Source organism: Nonomuraea jiangxiensis (assembly GCF_900099965.1).
GTDB classification, from domain to species: domain Bacteria; phylum Actinomycetota; class Actinomycetes; order Streptosporangiales; family Streptosporangiaceae; genus Nonomuraea; species Nonomuraea jiangxiensis.
Map to the genome: position 1 here is coordinate 259,218 of NZ_FNDJ01000004.1, position 19,733 is coordinate 278,950.

The window sequence follows — 19,733 nt, forward strand, 5'->3', positions numbered from 1 at the left end:
AAAGGGAGCGCCTGGGCGCGGGGGAGGCGGTGGGGCGGGGCCCGGGATGGGGAATCGCTTACTGTGGCGCATACCGTTGGCCATAGCTGGGAATTTTCGAGGGCTGAATGGGAGTTTGGGATAGCGAGTTCGGATGTCGGTGCCAGGGCGAATGTTCGCAATGCGGACGTGGCGGGCACCATTCCGGCAGGGTGCGGTAACCTCTACCCACGATATGCAGCAGGGCCAACGTCGTCCCCGCCTGTAGCGCAGTTCTGACAGACGAAGACGACGGGAGGGATTAAATGCCTGCTGCCCACCTCGGGTTCCCCGAGCCTCAGGGCCTCTACCACCCCGCCAACGAGCATGATGCCTGCGGTGTCGCCATGGTTGCCGACGTCGCCGGGCGTCGCGGGCACGGGATCGTGGTCAAGGCACTGACGGCGCTGTGCAACCTTGATCACCGGGGGGCCAAGGGTAGCGAGCCGGACACCGGCGACGGCGCCGGGATCCTGACGCAGATCCCCGATGGGTTCTATCGCGCCAACGTGCCGTTCGCACTCCCCGACAACGGCCGGTACGCCACCGGCATCGCCTTCCTGCCCCTCGACGAGCAGGCCAGGGGCATCGCCACCGGCCTGATCGAGGAGATCGCGGCCGAGGAGGGCCTGACCGTGCTCGGCTGGCGGGAGCTGCCCGTCGACCGCACGCTCCCCGGGCCGAGCGCCCGCGCCGTCATGCCGCACTTCGCCCAGCTCTTCGTGACCGGCCCCGACGGCGTCGAGGGGCTGGAGCTCGATCGGCTGGCGTTCTGCCTGCGCAAGCGGGCCGAGCACGAGGCGGACGTGTATTTCCCCTCGCTGTCCGCGCGCACGATCGTCTACAAGGGCATGCTCACCCCCGAGCAGGTCGAGCCGTTCTTCCCCGACCTGAGCGACGAGCGCTACGAGTCCGCGATCGCGCTGGTCCACTCGCGCTTCTCCACCAACACCTTCCCGAGCTGGCCGCTGGCCCATCCCTACCGCTACATCGCCCACAACGGCGAGATCAACACGGTCAGGGGCAACCGCAACTGGATGCGGGCTCGCGAGGCGATGCTGAAGTCCGCCCACATCCCGGGCGAAATTTCACGACTTTTCCCCATCTGTGACCCGGATGGCAGCGACACCGCCAGCTTCGACGAGGCCCTGGAGCTGCTCCACATGGGCGGCCGGAGCCTGCCGCACGCCGTCCTGATGATGATCCCGGAAGCCTGGGAGAACCACACCGAGATGGACCCGGCCCGCCGGGCCTTCTACGAGTTCCACTCCACGCTGATGGAGGCATGGGACGGTCCGGCGTCGATCACGTTCACCGACGGCACGCTGGCCGGCGCCGTGCTCGACCGCAACGGGCTGCGCCCTGGACGGTTCTGGGTGACCGCCGACGGCCTGGTCGTGCTGGCCTCCGAGGCCGGCGTGCTCGACTTCAGGCCCGAGGACGTGGTCAGGAAGGGCCGCCTGCAGCCGGGGCGCATGTTCCTCATCGACACCGCCCGCGGCAAGATCATCGAGGACGACGAGATCAAGGCCGAGCTCGCCGCCGAGCTCCCGTACGCCGACTGGCTGCACGCCGGGCTCGTCAGGTTCGAGGAACTGCCCGCCCGGCAGCACGAGATCCCCACGCACGAGGCGCTCGTCAAGAGGCAGCAGACCTTCGGTTACACCGAGGAGGAGCTGCGCATCATCCTGTCGCCGATGGCCAGGACCGGTGCCGAGCCGATCGGCTCCATGGGCACCGACACGCCCGTCGCCGTGCTGAGCGAGCGGCCGCGACTGCTGTTCGACTACTTCACCCAGCTGTTCGCGCAGGTCACGAACCCGCCGCTGGACGCCATCAGGGAAGAGCTGGTCACCTCGCTGGCCAGCACCCTCGGGCCCGAGGGCAACCTGCTCGACCCGGGGCCGTCGTCGTGCCGCCAGCTCGTGCTGCCGTACCCGGTGATCGACAACGATGAGCTCGCCAAGATCATCCACATCAACGACGAGCACGACCTGCCCGGGTTCCACCCGTACGTCATCAACGGCCTGTACGAGGTCGCCGGCGGCGGCGAGGCCCTGCTGCACCGGCTGGAGGAGATCAGGGCGGAGGCGTCCAGAGCGATCGCCGACGGCGCCCGGATCATCGTGCTGACCGACCGCGGCTCCTCCGACGCGCTGGCGCCGATCCCGTCGCTGCTGCTGACCGGCGCGGTGCACCACCACCTGATCCAGGAGAAGACCCGGACCAAGATCGGCCTGGTCATCGAGACCGGCGAGGCCCGCGAGTGCCACCACATGGCGCTGCTCATCGGCTACGGCGCCGCCGCGATCAACCCCTACCTCGCCATCGAGACCATCGAGGACCTGGTCGACACCGGCGCCCTGCAGCTCGACAAGCGCAAGGCGGTCCGCAACCTGATCAAGGCGTACGGCAAGGGCGTCATCAAGGTCATGTCCAAGATGGGCGTGTCCACGGTCGCCTCCTACACCGGCGCGCAGATCTTCGAGGCTCTCGGTCTGGGAGCGGAGGTCATCGACTCCTGCTTCACCGGCACCACCTCGCGGCTCGGCGGCGTCGGGTTCGACGTGCTGGCCAGGGAGGTCGAGCAGCGTCACCGCCACGCCTACCCGCGGGTGGAGAACGCCCACCGCAGGCTCCAGGTCGGCGGCGAATACCAGTGGCGGCGCGAGGGCGAGCCGCACCTGTTCAACCCCGAGACGGTCTTCAAGCTGCAGCACGCCACCAGGACCCGCCGCTACGAGATCTACAAGGAATACACCAAGCTCGTCGACTCCCAGGCTGAGCGGCTGATGACCCTGCGCGGCCTGTTCAGGCTGCGCCCGGGCACCCCCGTCCCGATCGAGGAAGTCGAACCCGTCGAGAACATCGTCAAGCGCTTCTCCACCGGCGCGATGTCGTACGGCTCGATCTCGATGGAGGCGCACGAGACGCTCGCCATCGCGATGAACCGGCTCGGTGGCAAGTCCAACACCGGCGAGGGCGGCGAGGACCCCGAGCGCCTGCACGACCCGGCGCGGCGCAGCGCCATCAAGCAGGTCGCCTCCGGCCGGTTCGGCGTCACCTCCGAATACCTGGTGAACGCCGCCGACCTGCAGATCAAGATGGCCCAGGGCGCCAAGCCCGGCGAGGGCGGCCAGCTGCCCGGCCACAAGGTCTACCCGTGGATCGCCAAGACCCGGCACTCCACGCCCGGCGTCGGCCTCATCTCGCCGCCGCCGCACCACGACATCTACTCGATCGAGGACCTGGCTCAGCTCATCCACGACCTGAAGAACTCCAACCCCGAGTCCCGGGTCCACGTGAAGCTGGTCGCCGAGGTCGGCGTCGGCACGGTCGCCGCGGGCGTGTCGAAGGCGCACGCCGACGTGGTGCTCATCTCCGGGCACGACGGCGGCACCGGCGCCTCGCCGCTGACCTCGCTCAAGCACGCGGGCGCGCCGTGGGAGCTCGGCCTGGCCGAGACCCAGCAGACCCTGCTGCTGAACGACCTGCGCGACCGCATCGTCGTCCAGGTCGACGGCCAGCTCAAGACCGGCCGTGACGTGGTCATCGCCGCGCTGCTCGGCGCCGAGGAGTACGGCTTCGCCACCGCGCCCCTCGTCGTCAGCGGCTGCGTCATGATGCGGGTCTGCCACCTCGACACCTGCCCGGTGGGCGTGGCCACGCAGAACCCCGAGCTGCGCAAGCGGTTCTCCGGCAAGCCGGAGTTCGTGGTCAACTTCTTCGAGTTCGTCGCCGAGGAGATCCGCGAATACCTGGCCGAGCTGGGCTTCCGCTCACTCGACGAGGCGATCGGGCACGTCGAGATGCTCGACACGACGGCGGCCGAGAACCACTGGAAGGCCAGTGGGCTCGACCTGTCGCCGATCCTGCACCGGCCCGACCTGCCCGCGGGCACGGCGATGCACCGCGTCGTCGAGCAGGACCACGGGCTTCAGCACGCGCTGGACAACACGCTGATCCAGCTCGCCGAGGGCGCGCTCAAGGAGGGCACGCCGGTCACGCTGGAGCTGCCCATCCGCAACGTCAACCGCACGGTCGGCACCATGCTCGGCTACCAGGTCACCAAGCGGTACGGCGGCAAGGGCCTGCCCGACAACACCATCGACATCGGCTTCACCGGCTCGGCGGGCAACTCGTTCGGCGCGTTCGTGCCGCGCGGGATCACGCTGCGGCTGACCGGCGACGCCAACGACTATCTCGGCAAGGGCCTGTCCGGCGGGCGGATCACCGTCCGGCCGCACGAGGAGGCCCCGCTCGACGGCCACATCATCTCCGGGAACGTCGCCCTGTACGGCGCCACGTCCGGCGAGGTGTTCATCCGCGGCGTCGTCGGCGAGCGGTTCTGCGTGCGCAACTCCGGCGCCACCGCGGTCGTCGAGGGGGTGGGGGACCACGGCTGCGAGTACATGACGGGCGGCCGGGCCGTCGTCCTCGGGCCCACCGGGCGCAACTTCGCGGCCGGCATGTCGGGCGGTATCGCGTACCTGCTGGATCTCAAGCCCGAGCGGGTCAACCGCGAGATGGTCGCCATCGAGCCGCTCACCGAGGAGGACGTCGAGTTCCTCAAGGAGGCGGTCGAGAAGCACTTCGCCGAGACCGGCTCGCCGGTCGCCAAGCAACTGCTGGCCGGATGGGACGCGGCGGCCGGCAGGTTCGCCAAGATCATGCCGACGGACTACAAGAGGGTGCTGGCGGCGGCCGAGGCGGCGCGCATCGAGGGCCGGGACATCGACGAGGCGGTCATGGCCGCCGCGGTGCAGTCATGATCCGCCGGGACGGGCCGTGCCACGACGGCGCGGTCTTGGTCAGAGCACGTTCAGGGCATTAGGGAGGCGTACACCGATGGCTGACCCCAAGGGTTTTCTCACGCATGACCGGGAGCTGCCCGCGCGCCGCCCCGTGGACGTCCGCATCGGCGACTGGCGCGAGGTCTACCAGGACTTCGCGCCGGAGCGGCTGACCAAGCAGGCGGCCCGCTGCATGGACTGCGGCATCCCGTTCTGTCACAACGGCTGCCCGCTGGGCAACCTCATCCCCGAGTGGAACGATCTCGTCCACCGCCACGACTGGCGGGAGGCGATCGAGCGGCTGCACGCCACGAACAACTTCCCGGAGTTCACCGGCAGGCTCTGCCCGGCTCCGTGCGAGGCGGCGTGCGTGCTCGGCATCAACTCCGACCCGGTGGCGATCAAGCGGGTCGAGGTCGAGATCATCGACCGGGCGTTCGCCGAGGGCTGGGTGACCCCGCAGCCCCCGGCCGCCAGGACCGGCAAGCGGGTTGCGGTCATCGGCTCGGGCCCCGCGGGCCTGGCCGCCGCCCAGCAGCTCACCCGGGCCGGGCACGACGTGGTGGTGTACGAGCGGGCCGACCGGATCGGCGGCCTGCTGCGCTACGGCATCCCCGAGTTCAAGATGGAGAAGCGCCACATCGAACGCCGCCTGGCGCAGATGCGGGCCGAGGGCACCGACTTCCGCACCGGCGTGAACGTCGGCGTCGACATCACCGCGGCCGAGCTGCGCGCGCGGTTCGACGCCGTGGTGCTGGCCGGCGGTGCCACCCAGTGGCGGGACCTCCCGGTGCCCGGGCGCGAGCTCAAGGGCGTCTACCAGGCGATGGAATACCTGCCGCTGTCGAACAAGGTCCAGGAGGGCGACCTCGCCACCTCGCCCGTTTCGGCCGAGGGCAAGCACGTGGTGGTGATCGGCGGTGGTGACACCGGGGCCGACTGCATCGGTACGGCGATCAGGCAGGGCGCTCGGTCCGTGACCCAGCTGGAGATCATGCCGCGGCCGCCGGAGTCCAGGCCGGGCAGCCAGCCCTGGCCGACGTACCCCATGCTGTTCAAGATGGAGAGCGCGCACGAGGAGCTCGCCGACGGCGGGGGAGAGCGGGTCTACGCCGTCTCCACCACCGAGTTCGTCGGCGATGACGAGGGCAACGTGCGGGCCCTGCGGCTGGTCGAGGTGGAGGGGCCGCAGTCCGGCTTCAAGCCCATCCCGGGCACCGAGCGGGAGATCCCGGCCGAGCTGGTCACCCTGTCGATGGGCTTCCTCGGCCCGGAGAAGGGCGACCTGCTGCGGGACCTCGCCGAAGCCGCCGGGGACGGCTTCTACGACGCGCGGGGCAACGTCGCCCGCGACAAGGCGTACATGTCCAAGGTGGACGGCGTCTTCGTGGCCGGCGACATGGGGCGCGGCCAGTCGCTCATCGTGTGGGCCATCGCCGAGGGGCGGGCCGCCGCCTCGGGCGTGGACCGGTTCCTGACGGGGGAGACGGCGCTGCCGTACCCGATCCCGCCGACCGCGCGGCCGCTCGTGTGAGTTGAACTGCTGACCCGGTGCCCTGCGGGGGCCGGGTCAGCAGCCGCGGGCGTTTCGCAAGGCCGTGGGGCTCCGCCGGGAGGGGGTCCGCTTCGCCCTACCATCGACCGAAATTTCACTACTAAGTTGCATCGCGTGTTTACTGTCGGGAAGATGCATGTTCTGCGGCAGGTCGGCGGAGGGGGAAATATGCGGCGGGTCGCCTCTGCCTTGACTGCGCTCGCCGTCGTGGCCGCGCTCGGTGCCTGCACGCCGGAGACGGCGCCGAAACCCGGCACCACGTCCGCGGCCCGGAAAACCGTCGCTGGACAGGCCGAATACCTGGTCTTCTACGCCGACGGACACCACGGCGACGCGCTGCGGGCCGTCGAGCAGGCCGGCGGCGCCCCGGCGGGCGAGGACGCCAGGCTCGGCTACCTCATGGCCCGGGCGGGCGCCTCCTTCGTGGACCGGCTGAACCCCGGCCAGGCCATCGTCGGCGTCTCCCAGGACCGCGCCATCGGCTACGCGCCCCCCACCCCCGCCGCGCCTCCCGCCAACCGCAGCGCCGGCGGCGCCACATCCGTCAGTCGCGGTACGGCGGCCTTCCCCGACGCGCAGTCGTTCACCAAGGGCAGCGGCGAGCCGCTCGCCGGGCGTCAGTGGGACATGCGGATGATCGGCGCCGACCGCGCGCACGCGAAGGCGCCCGGCTCCAGGCAGGTCCTGGTCGGCGTCATCGACACCGGGGTCGACGGCAAGCACCCCGACATCGCCCCGAACTTCAACCGCGAGCTCAGCCGTAACTTCGTCACCGACGAGCCCAAGGACGCGCTGGGCGAGGAGCTCGACGGCCCCTGCGAGGCGGCCGGGTGCAAGGACCCCGTGGACGAGGACGACGATGGCCACGGCACCCACGTGGCCAGCACCATCGCCTCCCCGATCAACGGCATCGGCGTCGCGGGCGTGGCGCCCGGCGTGCAGATCGTCAACATCAGGGCCGGCCAGGACTCCGGTTTCTTCTTCCTCAAGCCCAGCCTCGACGCGCTCACCTACGCCGCCGACATCGGCATCGACGTGGTGAACATGAGCTACTACATCGACCCCTGGCTGTTCAACTGCGCGGCCAACAAGGCCGACAGCAAGAAGGAGCAGCTCGAACAGCGGGCCATCATCACCGGCATGCAGCGGGCCCTCGACTACGCCCGCCAGCGCCATGTCACGCTGATCACCGCACTCGGCAACGGCTCCACCGACCTCGGCCGTCCCGAGGTCGACAAGCAGAGCCCCGACTTCCCGCAGGGCAGCGAGAGGGAGCGCGCGGTCGACAACACCTGCCTGAACGTGCCCGCCGAGTCCCGGGGCGTCATCTCCGTCTCAGCGGTCGGCCCCTCCGGGCGCAAGGCCATCTACAGCGACTACGGCCTCGAACAGACCGACGTGGCCGCCCCCGGCGGTGACGCGCTCGACGGCGACGGCAGCAAGGCCACCAGGTCGGTCCTGGCCGCCGCCCCGGAGAAGATGCTGCGTGCCACCGGCCGGATCGACGCCCGCGGCAACCCCAAGGGCCCGGACGTCGTCAAGGACTGCACCCGCGGCACCTGCTCCTACTACCAGTATCTGGACGGCACCTCCATGGCCGCGCCGCACGCCACCGGCGTCGCCGCCATCCTCATCAGCCGCTTCGGCAAGCCCGGCAAGGGCGGCCTCGACCTCGCGCCGGCCACCGTCGAGGACCTGCTCTACCAGACCGCCACCCGGAAGGGCTGTCCGTCGCCGCGCCAGTACGAGTATCACGTGGCCGGTGGGAACGCGGTCCACGACTGCGAGGGCGAGCCGTCCCGCAACGGTTTCTACGGCCACGGCATTGTGGATGCCTGGAAGGCGGCTACCTTCGAACCATGATGTATCGCCTCCTCGCCGATGCGGCGATGGTGGTGCATTTCACATTTCTTCTCTACCTGGCCGTGGGCGGGTTCGTGGCGTGGCGGTGGCGGCGGGCGATCTGGGCCCACCTGCCGGTCGTGGGCTGGGGCGTGCTGTCGATCGTCACCGGTGTCGAGTGCCCGCTGACCCTCGCCGAGGACTGGGCGCGCCGGACCGCGGGCCTGGAGGGACTGCCGGCCGGCGGCTTCATCGATCACTACATCGAGGGCGTGATCTACCCTGAGGAGTACACGAACTTGGCACGCCTGGGGGTCGCCGTTCTCATACTGTTCTCCTACGTCGGGTACGTTCTCCGTCGTCAGTGACTGCCAAGTGGTCTGTACCAATTAAGGTAGGACTCGTGACTCGTCGTGCGAAAATAGTCTGCACCCTAGGCCCCGCCACATCTTCCAAAGAACGCCTGCGCGAGTTGATCGCCGCGGGCATGGACGTGGCACGGTTCAACCTCAGCCATGGCAATCATGACATGCACAGAGAGGTCTACGACCGGGTCAGGGAGGTGGCGGCCGAACTCGGCCGCGGTGTAGGCGTGCTCGCCGACCTGCAGGGTCCCAAGATCCGGGTCGGCACGTTCGAGGAGGGCCCGGTCCGGCTGGGGTTCGGCGACGTGTTCGCCATCACCACCGAGGACGTGCCGGGCGACCGCGAGCAGGTCTCCACCACCTACAAGGGGCTGCCCAACGACGTCCGCCCCGGTGACACGATCCTGGTCGACGACGGCCGGCTCGTCCTGGAGGTCAGCCGCGTCGAGGGCGACCGCGTCATCACCCGCGTCGTCATCGGCGGCATGATCTCCGACAACAAGGGCCTCAACCTGCCCGGCGTCAACGTCAGCGCCCCCGCGCTGACCGACAAGGACGAGGCCGACCTGCGCTGGGCGCTGCGCACCGGCTGCGACATGATCGCCCTGTCGTTCGTGCGCCGCCCCTCCGACGCCGACGTGGTGCGCAACATCATGGAGCAGGAGGCCGTGCGCCTGCCGCTGCTCGCCAAGATCGAGAAGCCGCAGGCCGTCGACCGGCTGCCCGAGATCGTCGAGGCCTTCGACGGCATCATGGTGGCCCGCGGCGACCTGGGCGTCGAGCTGCCGCTGGAGGATGTGCCGATCGTGCAGCGGCGCATCATCGAGCTGTGCCGCGAGAAGGCCCGCCCGGTCATCGTCGCCACCCAGATGCTCGACTCCATGATGAACTCCCCGCGCCCCACCCGCGCGGAGGCGTCCGACGTGGCCTACGCGGTCATGGACGGCGCCGACGCGGTCATGCTGTCGGGCGAGACCTCGGTCGGGAACTATCCGATCGAGGCGGTGTCCACGATGGACCGTATCGCCTGCGCGGCCGAAAAGTCCTCCCTGCACGCCACGCACACGCTGGGCCGCCTGCCGGAGACCACCGGCGGCGCCATCGCGCGGGCCGCGGCCGAGGTGGGGGCCATCGTCGGCGCCAAGGCGCTGATCGCGTTCACGATGTCGGGGGAGACGGCGCGCCGCCTGGCCCGCTACCGCTCGCCGATCCCGCTGCTGGCCTTCACCTCGGCGCCCCACGTGCGCGGGCAGTTGTCGCTGACGTGGGGGGTGGAGACGTTCCACGTGCCGTTCGTGCATCACACCGATGACATGGTGCGGCAGGTCGAGGCGTCCCTGCTGTCGCTGGGGCAACTGGAGAAGGGCGACAAGGTGGTCATCGTGGCGGGCTCGCCTCCCGGCACCCCGGGCTCCACCAACGCCCTCCGCGTCCACACGATCGGCTCCGCCGTTTCTCACACCCACTAATTCATCCGTTACGCGTCGCCGTGGTCCGCCACTCGCCGTAGCTCGTTGATTCATCCGTTACGCGTCGCCGTGGTCCGCCACTCGCCGTAGCTGGTTGAGGGCCCTCCAGGAAACGGTCGCTGACCCTTCACCGGCGGGCCGCCGTTACGGAGCGCTCTGTGGGCCACGGACGTGGTCCGACGTGGGCCCGTCGCGACGGCGGGTGCGTTGACCTCGTAGTGGAGGTCCGCCGGCGTGGCCCTCGCACGAGGCGGGCGTTGGTCGGTAGGGCGCCCGCCCCGTGGGATGAGTCCGTGGGTCAGTTGGCGTGGAGGGCGGCGTTGAGTTCGATGGTTCCGCCCTGACGGGGGACCGCCTCGACGGCGCCCGACTGCGAGTTCCTGCGCAGCAGGATCCCGTTCGAGCCCGACAGCTCGGCTGCCTTGACCACCGTGCCGTCCGGGAGCGCGACCTTGGTGCCGGCCGTCACGTACAGGCCCGCCTCCACCACGCAGTCGTCGCCCAGCGAGATGCCGATGCCGGCGTTCGCGCCCAGCAGGCAGCGCTCGCCGATCGAGATGACCTGCTTGCCGCCGCCCGACAGGGTTCCCATGATCGAGGCGCCGCCGCCCACGTCGGAGCCGTCGCCGACCACGACCCCGGAGGAGACCCGGCCCTCGATCATGGAGGCGCCCAGGGTGCCGGCGTTGAAGTTCACGAAGCCCTCGTGCATGACCGTGGTGCCGCTGGCCAGGTGGGCGCCGAGGCGTACCCGGTCGGCGTCGGCGATGCGGACCCCGGACGGCAGCACGTAGTCCACCATCCGCGGGAACTTGTCCACCCCGTGGACCGCCACCGGGCCCCGGGCCCGCAGCCGCAGGCGCGTGCGCTCGAAGTCGGGGACGGGGCACGGGCCGAAGTTGGTCCACACGACGTTGGCCAGCAGGCCGAAGACGCCGTCCAGGTTGACGCCGTGCGGCCGGACCAGGCGGCCGGAGATCAGGTGCAGGCGCAGGTAGACGTCGTGCGCGTCCACCGGAGGCTCCGAGAGCTTGGCGATGCCGGTGCGCACCGCCACCACCTCCACGCCTCGCGCCGCGTCGGGACCCGTCAGCTCGGCCAGCTCGCCGGCCTCGTCAGCGGACAGGCGCGCGGTGCCGCTCGCGGGCGCGTCGCCCAGCTCGGGGGCGGGGAACCAGGTGTCGAGTATCGTGCCGTCGGCGGCGATGGTCGCGAGGCCGACGCCGAACGCGCCGGTCGAGGTGGGATCGATAGCAGTCACGGGCCAAAAATACCGTTTCGCAGCTCAGCTCAGCGCGCCCAGGTCCGCCGACAGCCAGTGCTCGGGGCGCATGCGGAACGTCACGAGCACGTGGAGGTCGGAGCCCTGCACGTAGCCCGCCACGGCCTCGGGCGGCAGATAGCGGGAGGAGATGCGGGTCAGCTCCTCAAGCGTCGTGGGTCCGGACCACACCACATTGCCCTCGACCGACACGTACCGGTAGGTCGGGCTCGCCCGCTGCACCAGCATCGTGAACCTGCCCGCCTTCGCGATCAGCCGCGCCTTGCGCGAGTCGCCCTCGGTCAGGAACCGGATCTCGCCGCCGGGCGTGTAGTCGTACCAGACGGGCACGCTCAACGGCGCCCGGCCCTCGCCCGCCTCCACGGCCAGGCTCGCGATGTGCGGCTCCGCCAGAAACGCCTCCCGGTCCGCCACGCTCAACGGCATTCCGCCCCACCCCCGTCTTCGCCGTGTCATGACGAATGTTCCCGATAGCAGGCTTCCCAAAGCTCCCATCTGCCCCTTTGTCCCCAAACACCAGCGGAGTCGCACCGGCGGACCGTCAGGAACTCGGCATGTACGCGAGCCGCTCAGCGACCATCGTCGCCGTGTGCACGAACGCCGCCAGGGCCCGCGACCGCGTCCCCACGGGCCAGGCCAGCACCACCGTCGTCGGCGTCCCGTCCAGGACCGGCACGCAGACGAGATCCCGCCGGACGTGGTCCCGCACCGACTCCGGCACCACCGCGATCAGCCGCCCCAGCACCGCCAGCTGCATCAGCGTCGCCGGATCGCTGATCTCCGGGTGCTGTTCGGGCCAGCAGGGCGTCGGGTCGGCCGCCAGGTCGGCCCGGTGCACGAAGGCCCGCCCCGCCAGCCGGTGCGCCGGCGACATCATGGCCACGCCGCCCTCGACCCGCAGCGGCTGGCTGTCGAACCCCGTGAGGTCCTCGTACGGGCAGTGCAGGAATGCCACGTCCGCCGTGCCCTCCCGCACCATCCGGGCCCGCTCGCTCACCGCGCACAGCGCCAGATCCACCTCCACCGCGTCCGGATGGCCGCGATAGGCCGCGAGGAGGCCGGGCAGCAGGCCGCCGTCGCCGCCCGGCTTCAGCGCCACCACCAGCCGCGGCTCGGCGCGGCCGGCCCGCTGCGTGCGCGTCCGCGCGGCGGCCACCGCGTCCAGCACCTTGGCGGCCTCCCTGGCGAGCACCTCGCCCGCGGGGGTCAGCGCGATCCTGGGCCCCGACCGGTCGATCAGCGTGACCCCGAGCCGCCGCTCCAGCTTCTGGATCGCCCTCGACAGCGGCGGCTGCGCGATGCCGAGCCGCTCGGCCGCCCGCCCGAAGTGCAGCTCCTCCGCGACGGCGGCGAAGTAGGCCAGCTCACGCGTCTCCATACCCCCAGGGTATGAGCCGTGACCCAGCCGGTGTTGGCCCGCGATCGCCGCACGGTGGTGTGCTTTCCACCATGACGGACAAGACCACCGCCCTGGTGACCGGGGCGAACAAGGGCATCGGCTACGAGGTGGCCAAGGGGCTGGCCGAGCGGGGCATGCGGGTGCTGCTCGGCTCCCGCGACCGGGCGCGCGGGGAGGAGGCCGCGGCCCGGCTGCGCGCGGCGGGCGGCGACGTGCGGCCGGTCGTGCTCGACGTCACAGACCCGGCCACGATCGACGCCGTCGCCGCCGGGCTGAGCCGCCTCGACGTGCTGGTCAACAACGCGGGCATCGCCGGTCCGACAGGCGTCCCGCCGAGCGCCACCGAGGCGCGGGTCGTACGGGAGGTGTTCGAGACGAACGTCATCGGCGTGCTCGCGGTCACCAACGCCGTGCTTCCCCTGCTCAGGCGCGCGCCCGCGGCCCGCATCGTGAACGTCTCCAGTGGCGTCGGCGCCATCGCCCACCACACCAATCCCGATCACTACATGTCGGGTCTGCCGGCCCTGGCGGCCTACCCGACCGCCAAGACCGCGCTCAACGCCCTTACGGTCCAGTACGCCAAGGAGCTGCGCAAGGAGGGCATTCTGGTCAACGCCGCCGCCCCCGGGGCGTGCGCCACCGACTTCACCAAGGACCTGCCGTTCGAGATCACCCGCACCGCGGCGCAGGGGGCGGCCATCGTCATCGAGCTGGCGCTGCTCGGCCCCGACGGGCCCACGGGAGGGTTCTTCGACGACGCCGGGCCCGTGCCCTGGTGACCGCCGTCACCGGCTCCCGCGTCGGGGTCCCGGCCTGCTGTGTGGTGCCGGAAGCGGGATTCGAACCCGCACGCCCTTTCGAGCAGACGCTTTTGAGGCGTCCATGTCTGCCATTCCATCATTCCGGCCGAAATATCCGGATTTGTCCGGATATACGTCGCGCCCTACCCCCGAAGTTGATCAGCTGCCGGGCGCCAGCGTGGCTCTAATGTACCGGACGTCTGTACTCTTCTGCTCGTGAGTACGCAGCGGCGAGTAGTGATCGCGGAAGACGAGGCGCTGATCCGCCTCGACCTCAAGGAGATGCTCCAGGAGGACGGCTACGTCGTCGTGGGCGAGGCCGGTGACGGCGAGCAGGCGATCCGGCTGGCCGCCGAACTGCGGCCCGATCTCGTCATCCTGGACGTGAAGATGCCCGTGCTCGACGGCATCTCCGCGGCCGAGCGCATCGTGGCCGAGCGGATCGCCCCCTGCCTCATCCTCACCGCCTTCTCCCAGCGGGACCTGGTCGAGCGGGCCAGGGACGCGGGCGCGATGGCCTACCTGGTCAAGCCGTTCACGAAGGCGGATCTGGTGCCGGCCATCGAGATGGCGGTGAGCAGGCACGAGGAGATGGTGGCGCTGGCCGCCGAGGTCTCCAACCTGTCGGAGCGGCTGGAGACCAGGAAGCTGGTCGAGCGGGCCAAGGGCCTGCTGATGACGCAGCACGGCTGGAGCGAGCCGCAGGCCTTCCGGTGGATCCAGAAGGCGTCGATGGACCGCCGGCTGAGCATGCGCGAGGTTGCCCAGATCGTTATCGACGACGCCGCCGAGCGGAGTTGAGGGCCCCATTATCAGGTGATTCGGCCCGGCGGGTTGTGGTGCGGTCACGAGTGGGCATCCAACCGGCTTCGGTCGCTTTCGTGGGAGACGTCCCGGCGCGTAACTGATGGGCGGACGGAAGGTCCGCTCATCTCGAACGGAGACGTTTCTTCATGATCCGCATTTCCCGCGCGCCGATCGTGACCCTCGCGGCCTGCCTGGCGCTGGCGGCGTGCTCGCCCGAGGCCACTACCGCCCGGCCGGGTGCCACGACCGCCGCCTCGTCCCCCGCGCCGGCCTCCGGGAGTCCGGCGGCCAAGGGGGACGGCACGCTCACCATCGGCACGGTGCTGCCGCAGACGGGCACGCTCGCCTATCTGGGGCCGCCCATGTTCACGGGCGTCGATCTGGCGCTCAAGGAGATCAACGAGGCCGGGGGCGTGCTCGGCAGGCCCGTGGTCGAGCACGACACCGACTCGGGTGACACCACGACCAACATCGCCTCGCAGTCGGTGGACAAGCTGCTGGCCCAGAAGGTCGACGCCGTCGTCGGCGCCGCGTCCTCGTCGGTGTCCGAGGCGGTCATCGACAAGATCACGGGTGCGGGCGTGGTGCAGTTCTCGCCGGCCAACACCTCCGACAAGTTCACCACGATCGAGGACGGCGGGCTCTACTTCCGCACCGCGCCGCCGGACAGGCTGCAGGGGCGGGTCCTGGGCGACCTGGTGGTCTCCGACGGCAACGAGACCATCGGGATCCTGGCCATGCAGGACTCCTACGGCACCGGCCTGGCGAACCAGGTGACCGAGACCGCCGAGGCGGGCGGGGCCACGGTCGTGGAGCGGGTGGACTACGACCCGAAGGCCGCGGAGTTCTCGGCCGACGTGGCCAAGATCAGGGCGAAGAACCCGAAGGCCATCGTGCTGATCGGGTTCGAGGAGACGGCGAAGGTCGTGCAGGAGCTGGTCAAGCAGGGCCTGACCGCCGACAGGCATAGGTGGTACATGGTGGACGGCAACATGTCGAACACCAACTTCGTCTCGGCGCCCCGGGGCACGCTGGACGGCGTCAAGGGCACCTACCCGGGGGCGGCAGCGCCCGAGGCGTTCCAGAAGCGGCTGCTGGCCGTCGAGCCCGACCTGGCGGAGTACACGTACGCGGCCGAGTCGTACGACGCGGTGACGCTGATCGCGCTGGCGGCCGAGGCGGCCAAGGACGACGCGGGCCGCAGCATCGCGGCGCGGCTGGTGGAGGTGAGCAAGACCGGCGAGAAGTGCACGGGCTTCCGGGAGTGCGTCGCCCTGCTGAAGGCCGGCAAGGACATCGACTACGAGGGAGTCAGCGGCCCGGTCGAGTTCGACGAGGCGGGCGATCCGTCGGTCGCGACCATCGGCGTCTACCAGTACGGCGCCGACAACAAGTTCAACGCCGCCAAGGCGCTTGAATACCGCAAGGGCAGCATCGCCGGTTAAGTGCTTACCCTTATCTCGTTACCCCTGGATTTCGGCCCCGAATCGGATCAATTTCGGTTCGGGGCCGGGTCGCGAGTTGAGTCGGTCGTAACTCTCGTGAAACATCCCATAACTATGCGTGTTTGGGACATTACGAATCTGCATAAATGACGCGTAAGAACTCCCCAGTTCCTCGCCCAGGAGGCATGCTGAGCTCGGAAAACCCGGCGAAGGCGATCGTCCCTTCGTGTGATTGGGGGAGTCTTTTTTATGATCCGCATTGCTCCAGCGGGGCGCGTACTGGCCGTGGCGGCCGTCGCGAGCCTGGCCCTGACGGCTTGTGGCGGCAGTGGCGGCGGTGAGACGGCTGCACAGCAGACCGGGTCCGCGGCGCCGTCGTCGGCCGCCCCGCCGGCGGCGAAGGGTGACGGCACCCTGACCATCGGTACGGTGCTGCCGCAGACCGGTTCGCTGGCCTTCCTCGGCCCGCCCGAGTTCGCCGGCGTCGACCAGGCCGTCAAGGAGATCAACGAGGCCGGCGGCGTGCTCGGCAAGCCGGTCAACAAGATCCACACCGACTCCGGCGACACGACCACGAACATCGCCTCCCAGTCGGTGGACTCGTTGCTCTCGCAGAAGGCCGACGCCATCGTCGGCGCCGCGTCCTCGTCGGTGTCCGAGTCGATCATCGACAAGATCACCGGTGCGGGCGTGCTGCAGTTCTCGCCCGCGAACACCTCCGACTCGTTCACCACGATCGCGGACAAGGGCCTGTACTTCCGTACCGCGCCGCCGGACAAGCTGCAGGGCCGCGTGCTCGGCGACCTGATCGCGGGCGACGGGAACGACACCGTGGGCATCCTGGCCATGCAGGACTCCTACGGCTCCGGCCTGGCCGACCAGATCTCCTCGACGGCCGAGGCGGCCGGCGCCTCGGTGGTCGAGCGGGTGGACTACGACCCGAAGGCCGCGGAGTTCTCGGCCGACGTGGCCAAGATCAAGGCGAAGAACCCGAAGGCCATCGTCCTGATCGGCTTCGAGGAGACCGCCAAGGTCATCCAGGAGCTGGTCAAGCAGGGCCTCACCGCCGACAAGCACCAGTGGTACATGGTGGACGGCAACATGTCGAACACCAACTACCAGGACATGCCCAAGGGCACCCTCAAGGGGGTCAAGGGCACGATCCCGGGCGCCGCGGCCCCCGAGGACTTCAGGAAGAAGCTCCAGGAGCTCAACCCCGAGCTTGAGGACTTCACCTACTCCGCCGAGTCGTACGACGCGACCAACCTGATCGCGCTGGCCGCCGAGGCCGCCAAGAGCGATGTCGGCGCCGACATCGCGGGCAAGCTGATGGACGTCAGCAAGGGCGGCGAGAAGTGCAAGAACTTCAAGGAGTGCGTCGACCTGCTGAAGGCCGGCAAGGACATCGACTACGACGGTCTCAGCGGCCCGGTCGAGTTCAACGAGGCCGGTGACCCGGCGGTCGCCACCATCGGCGTCTACCAGTACGGCGACAACAACGAGTACCCCGGCAAGGCGCTGGAGTACCGTACCGGCAACATCGAGGGCTGATCCGGGGGACAGCCCCAGGAGACCCCTTCGCCCGCCGCCCCGGTGCCCGCCCGGCACCGGGGCGGCGGCGTGTCCGGCGGTCGCTCATCCGCCCAGGCCGCACACCCGCAGCGCGTATTCGATGAGGCGATCCTGCAACGGCTTGGGCGGCACCACGATGACCACGCGTTCCTCGCCCCCGTCGATGCGGGCCCGGACGGGGAACAGGAAGGCCTTCTTGGCCTCGGCGAAGGCGTGCGGGTCACAGCGCCCGGGAGTGAGCTCGACGGGCAGCTCCAGCCGCTCCTGGTCGGCCGCCAGCGAGCCCAGGGGCCGGTGCTCCGGTGTGACGATGTAGTGGGTGGTGCCGCCCATGTCGGTCACCGTCACCTCGCCGGGCCCGCGCCGGGTGACCACCAGATCGCCCCGCATGACCTTGCCCGACTCCGTCCACGTCGGGCCGAACTCCAGGCTCACCGCCTGCTTGATCAGGTATTCGGAGCACTCGTCCCGCAGCAGCCTGGCCAGCAACGGGTCCGGGTGCGGCACCTGGAAGACCACCTTGTACGGCTGCTCGGACCCGGTCCTCACGTGCGCCACCACCGTGGCGGGGCTCACCTCGGGCAGGCCCCGGGGGGAGCAGTTCGCGGGCCCGTACCTGATGGGCAGGTCCGTCCGCTCGGTCTTCTTGATGACGGCGTCGGCCCTTTGCGCCGGCAGTGTTTTGAAAGAAGGGGTGACCAGCTGGACGTCGGCGAAATACACTGGCGTCTCACTGGTATTGCGGACGGCCACCTGCAACTCGTGCACCGGCTCATCGGAACGCCATTGCGCCAGTGAGACGGATACGCCTGTGGGCGGTGCGGCGGGCGGCGGCGGAGGTGGTTCGGAGGTTCCGCAAGCGGTGATGAGGACGGCCATCAGGAGGGGCAGGGTAATGCGCTTCACCTGTCGCACATTAAGCGTCCTTGCGCAGCTCCCGTAAGTTGAGGACTGATTACGACTCCGCATCCAAGTGCCGACAGTTCCTCAGCGGATCTAGTTGGACCACGCAGCGATTTTGTACGTTTCCGTCATTCGATCGGGAACGCTCGGCGCCGCTGACGGATCCCGGCCTGGAAATGAAGGAGACACTTCATGATCCGCATTGCTCCCGTGGGGCGGGCGCTGGCTGTCGTGGCTGCCACCAGCCTCGCCCTGACAGCCTGCGGCGGCGGCGACACCGCCACGCAGACCTCTCCCAGCGCGGCGCCCGCCTCGTCGGCACCCGCCTCGAAGGGCGACGGCACTCTCACCCTCGGTACGCTTCTGCCCCAGACCGGTTCGCTCGCCTTCCTCGGCCCGCCCGAGTTCGCGGGGGTCGACCTCGCACTTAAGGAGATCAACGAGGCCGGGGGCGTGCTCGGCAAGCCCGTGGTCAAGCACGACACCGACTCGGGTGACACCACGACCAACATCGCCTCGCAGTCGGTCGACAAGTTGCTCGCGCAGAACGCCGACGCCATCATCGGCGCCGCGTCCTCGTCGGTGTCGGAGTCCGTGATCGACAAGATCACGGGAGCGGGCGCCATCCACTTCTCGCCGGCCAACACCTCCGACGCGTTCACCACGATCGCGGACAAGGGCCTGTACTTCCGTACATCTCCGCCGGACAAGCTGCAGGGCCGCGTGCTGGGTGACCTCGTGGTGGCCGACGGCAACGACACGGTCGGCATCATGGCGATGCAGGACTCCTACGGCACCGGCCTGGCCGACCAGGTGGCGAAGACCGTCGCGGACGGCGGTGGCGAAGTGGTCGCGCGCGTCGACTACGACCCGAAGGCCGCCGACTTCTCCGCGGACATCGCCAAGATCAAGGCGGAGAACCCCAAGGGCATCGTGCTGATCGGCTTCGAGGAGACCGCCAAGGTCGTCCAGGAGCTGGTCAAGCAGGGCCTGCCGGCCAGCAAGCACAAGTGGTACATGGTTGACGGCAACACCTCCAACACCAACTACGTGGACATGCCCAAGGGCACGCTGGACGGCGTCAAGGGCACGATCCCGGGTGCCGCCGCCCCGGAGGAGTTCCAGAAGAAGCTCCTGGGCGTCAACCCCGACCTCGAGGACTTCAGCTACGCCCCCGAGTCGTACGACGCCGCCAACCTGATCGCGCTGGGCGCCGAGGCCGCCAAGAGCGACGCGGGCGTCGACATCGCGGCCAAGCTGATGGAGGTCAGCAAGGGCGGAGAGAAGTGCAACAACTTCAAGCAGTGCGTGGACCTGCTGAAGGCCGGCAAGGACATCGACTACGACGGCGTCAGCGGCCCGGTCGAGTTCAACGAGGCCGGTGACCCGGCCGTCGCCACCATCGGCATCTACCAGTACGGCAGTGACAACAAGTACGCCACCAAGGCGCTCGAATACCGCACCGGCAACATCGCCGGCTAGG

The 19,733-nt window shown here is 69.7% G+C and carries 14 protein-coding genes and 1 tRNA gene; 10 read left to right on the forward strand and 5 right to left on the reverse strand.

What is annotated here, in order from left to right; translation table 11 throughout:
• The first annotated feature begins 284 nt into the window (after window positions 1-284).
• The 5 genes from gltB to pyk all read left to right on the forward strand — a co-directional run bounded on the left by gltB (window position 285) and on the right by pyk (window position 10,042).
• On the forward strand, window positions 285-4,790 hold the full coding sequence (gltB, locus tag BLS95_RS10620) for a glutamate synthase large subunit (RefSeq protein ID WP_090930739.1): 4,506 nt from the start codon (window positions 285-287) through the stop codon (window positions 4,788-4,790).
• 76 nt (window positions 4,791-4,866) lie between these two features.
• On the forward strand, window positions 4,867-6,345 hold the full coding sequence (locus tag BLS95_RS10625) for a glutamate synthase subunit beta (protein WP_090930740.1): 1,479 nt from the start codon (window positions 4,867-4,869) through the stop codon (window positions 6,343-6,345).
• Between the two features lie 153 nt (window positions 6,346-6,498).
• Entirely contained in the window at window positions 6,499-8,229 is a 1,731-nt protein-coding gene (locus BLS95_RS10630) for a S8 family peptidase (RefSeq protein ID WP_245764972.1), read from the forward strand.
• A complete protein-coding gene (locus BLS95_RS10635; RefSeq protein ID WP_090930742.1) occupies window positions 8,226-8,576 on the forward strand; it encodes a DUF2784 domain-containing protein in 351 nt (116 codons plus the stop codon). The genes BLS95_RS10630 and BLS95_RS10635 overlap by 4 nt, the downstream gene beginning before the upstream one ends.
• Before the next feature lie 35 nt (window positions 8,577-8,611).
• On the forward strand, window positions 8,612-10,042 hold the full coding sequence (gene pyk, locus BLS95_RS10640; RefSeq protein WP_090930743.1) for a pyruvate kinase: 1,431 nt from the start codon (window positions 8,612-8,614) through the stop codon (window positions 10,040-10,042).
• A 298-nt stretch (window positions 10,043-10,340) separates the two neighbouring features.
• On the opposite strand, the gene dapD is transcribed toward pyk, so the two are convergent.
• The 3 genes from dapD to BLS95_RS10655 all read right to left on the reverse strand — a co-directional run bounded on the left by dapD (window position 10,341) and on the right by BLS95_RS10655 (window position 12,702).
• A complete protein-coding gene (gene dapD / locus BLS95_RS10645) occupies window positions 10,341-11,303 on the reverse strand; it encodes a 2,3,4,5-tetrahydropyridine-2,6-dicarboxylate N-succinyltransferase (RefSeq protein WP_090930744.1) in 963 nt (320 codons plus the stop codon).
• Window positions 11,304-11,327: 24 nt separating this feature from the next.
• Window positions 11,328-11,750 carry a pyridoxamine 5'-phosphate oxidase family protein gene (locus BLS95_RS10650; RefSeq protein ID WP_090930745.1) on the reverse strand — a complete coding sequence of 141 codons (423 nt, stop codon included), beginning with the start codon at window positions 11,748-11,750 and terminating at the stop codon, window positions 11,328-11,330.
• 115 nt (window positions 11,751-11,865) lie between these two features.
• Complete coding sequence (locus BLS95_RS10655; protein WP_090930746.1) at window positions 11,866-12,702, reverse strand: LysR family transcriptional regulator; 837 nt, start codon at window positions 12,700-12,702, stop codon at window positions 11,866-11,868.
• A 71-nt stretch (window positions 12,703-12,773) separates the two neighbouring features.
• On the opposite strand from BLS95_RS10655, the gene BLS95_RS10660 reads away from it, so the two are divergent.
• Window positions 12,774-13,502, forward strand: coding sequence for an SDR family NAD(P)-dependent oxidoreductase (locus tag BLS95_RS10660; protein ID WP_090930747.1), 729 nt, complete (start codon window positions 12,774-12,776; stop codon window positions 13,500-13,502).
• A 42-nt stretch (window positions 13,503-13,544) separates the two neighbouring features.
• Here the strand turns inward: BLS95_RS10660 and BLS95_RS10665 are convergent.
• Window positions 13,545-13,630, reverse strand: a tRNA-Leu gene (locus BLS95_RS10665).
• Between the two features lie 109 nt (window positions 13,631-13,739).
• Here BLS95_RS10665 and BLS95_RS10670 point away from each other — a divergent pair.
• The 3 genes from BLS95_RS10670 (at window position 13,740) to BLS95_RS10680 (ending at window position 17,326) form a co-directional block, all read left to right on the forward strand.
• Window positions 13,740-14,324, forward strand: coding sequence for an ANTAR domain-containing response regulator (locus BLS95_RS10670; RefSeq protein ID WP_245764973.1), 585 nt, complete (start codon window positions 13,740-13,742; stop codon window positions 14,322-14,324).
• A 152-nt stretch (window positions 14,325-14,476) separates the two neighbouring features.
• Window positions 14,477-15,775: an ABC transporter substrate-binding protein gene (locus tag BLS95_RS10675; RefSeq protein ID WP_090930749.1), complete on the forward strand. Its 1,299-nt coding sequence runs from the start codon at window positions 14,477-14,479 to the stop codon at window positions 15,773-15,775.
• Window positions 15,776-16,024: 249 nt separating this feature from the next.
• Window positions 16,025-17,326: an ABC transporter substrate-binding protein gene (locus BLS95_RS10680; RefSeq protein ID WP_090930750.1), complete on the forward strand. Its 1,302-nt coding sequence runs from the start codon at window positions 16,025-16,027 to the stop codon at window positions 17,324-17,326.
• An 84-nt stretch (window positions 17,327-17,410) separates the two neighbouring features.
• On the opposite strand, the gene BLS95_RS10685 is transcribed toward BLS95_RS10680, so the two are convergent.
• Window positions 17,411-18,115: a hypothetical protein gene (locus BLS95_RS10685; RefSeq protein ID WP_143043662.1), complete on the reverse strand. Its 705-nt coding sequence runs from the start codon at window positions 18,113-18,115 to the stop codon at window positions 17,411-17,413.
• Between the two features lie 327 nt (window positions 18,116-18,442).
• Here BLS95_RS10685 and BLS95_RS10690 point away from each other — a divergent pair, with 327 nt between their 5' ends.
• A complete protein-coding gene (locus BLS95_RS10690) occupies window positions 18,443-19,732 on the forward strand; it encodes an ABC transporter substrate-binding protein (protein WP_090930752.1) in 1,290 nt (429 codons plus the stop codon).
• Window position 19,733 lies beyond the last annotated feature (1 nt).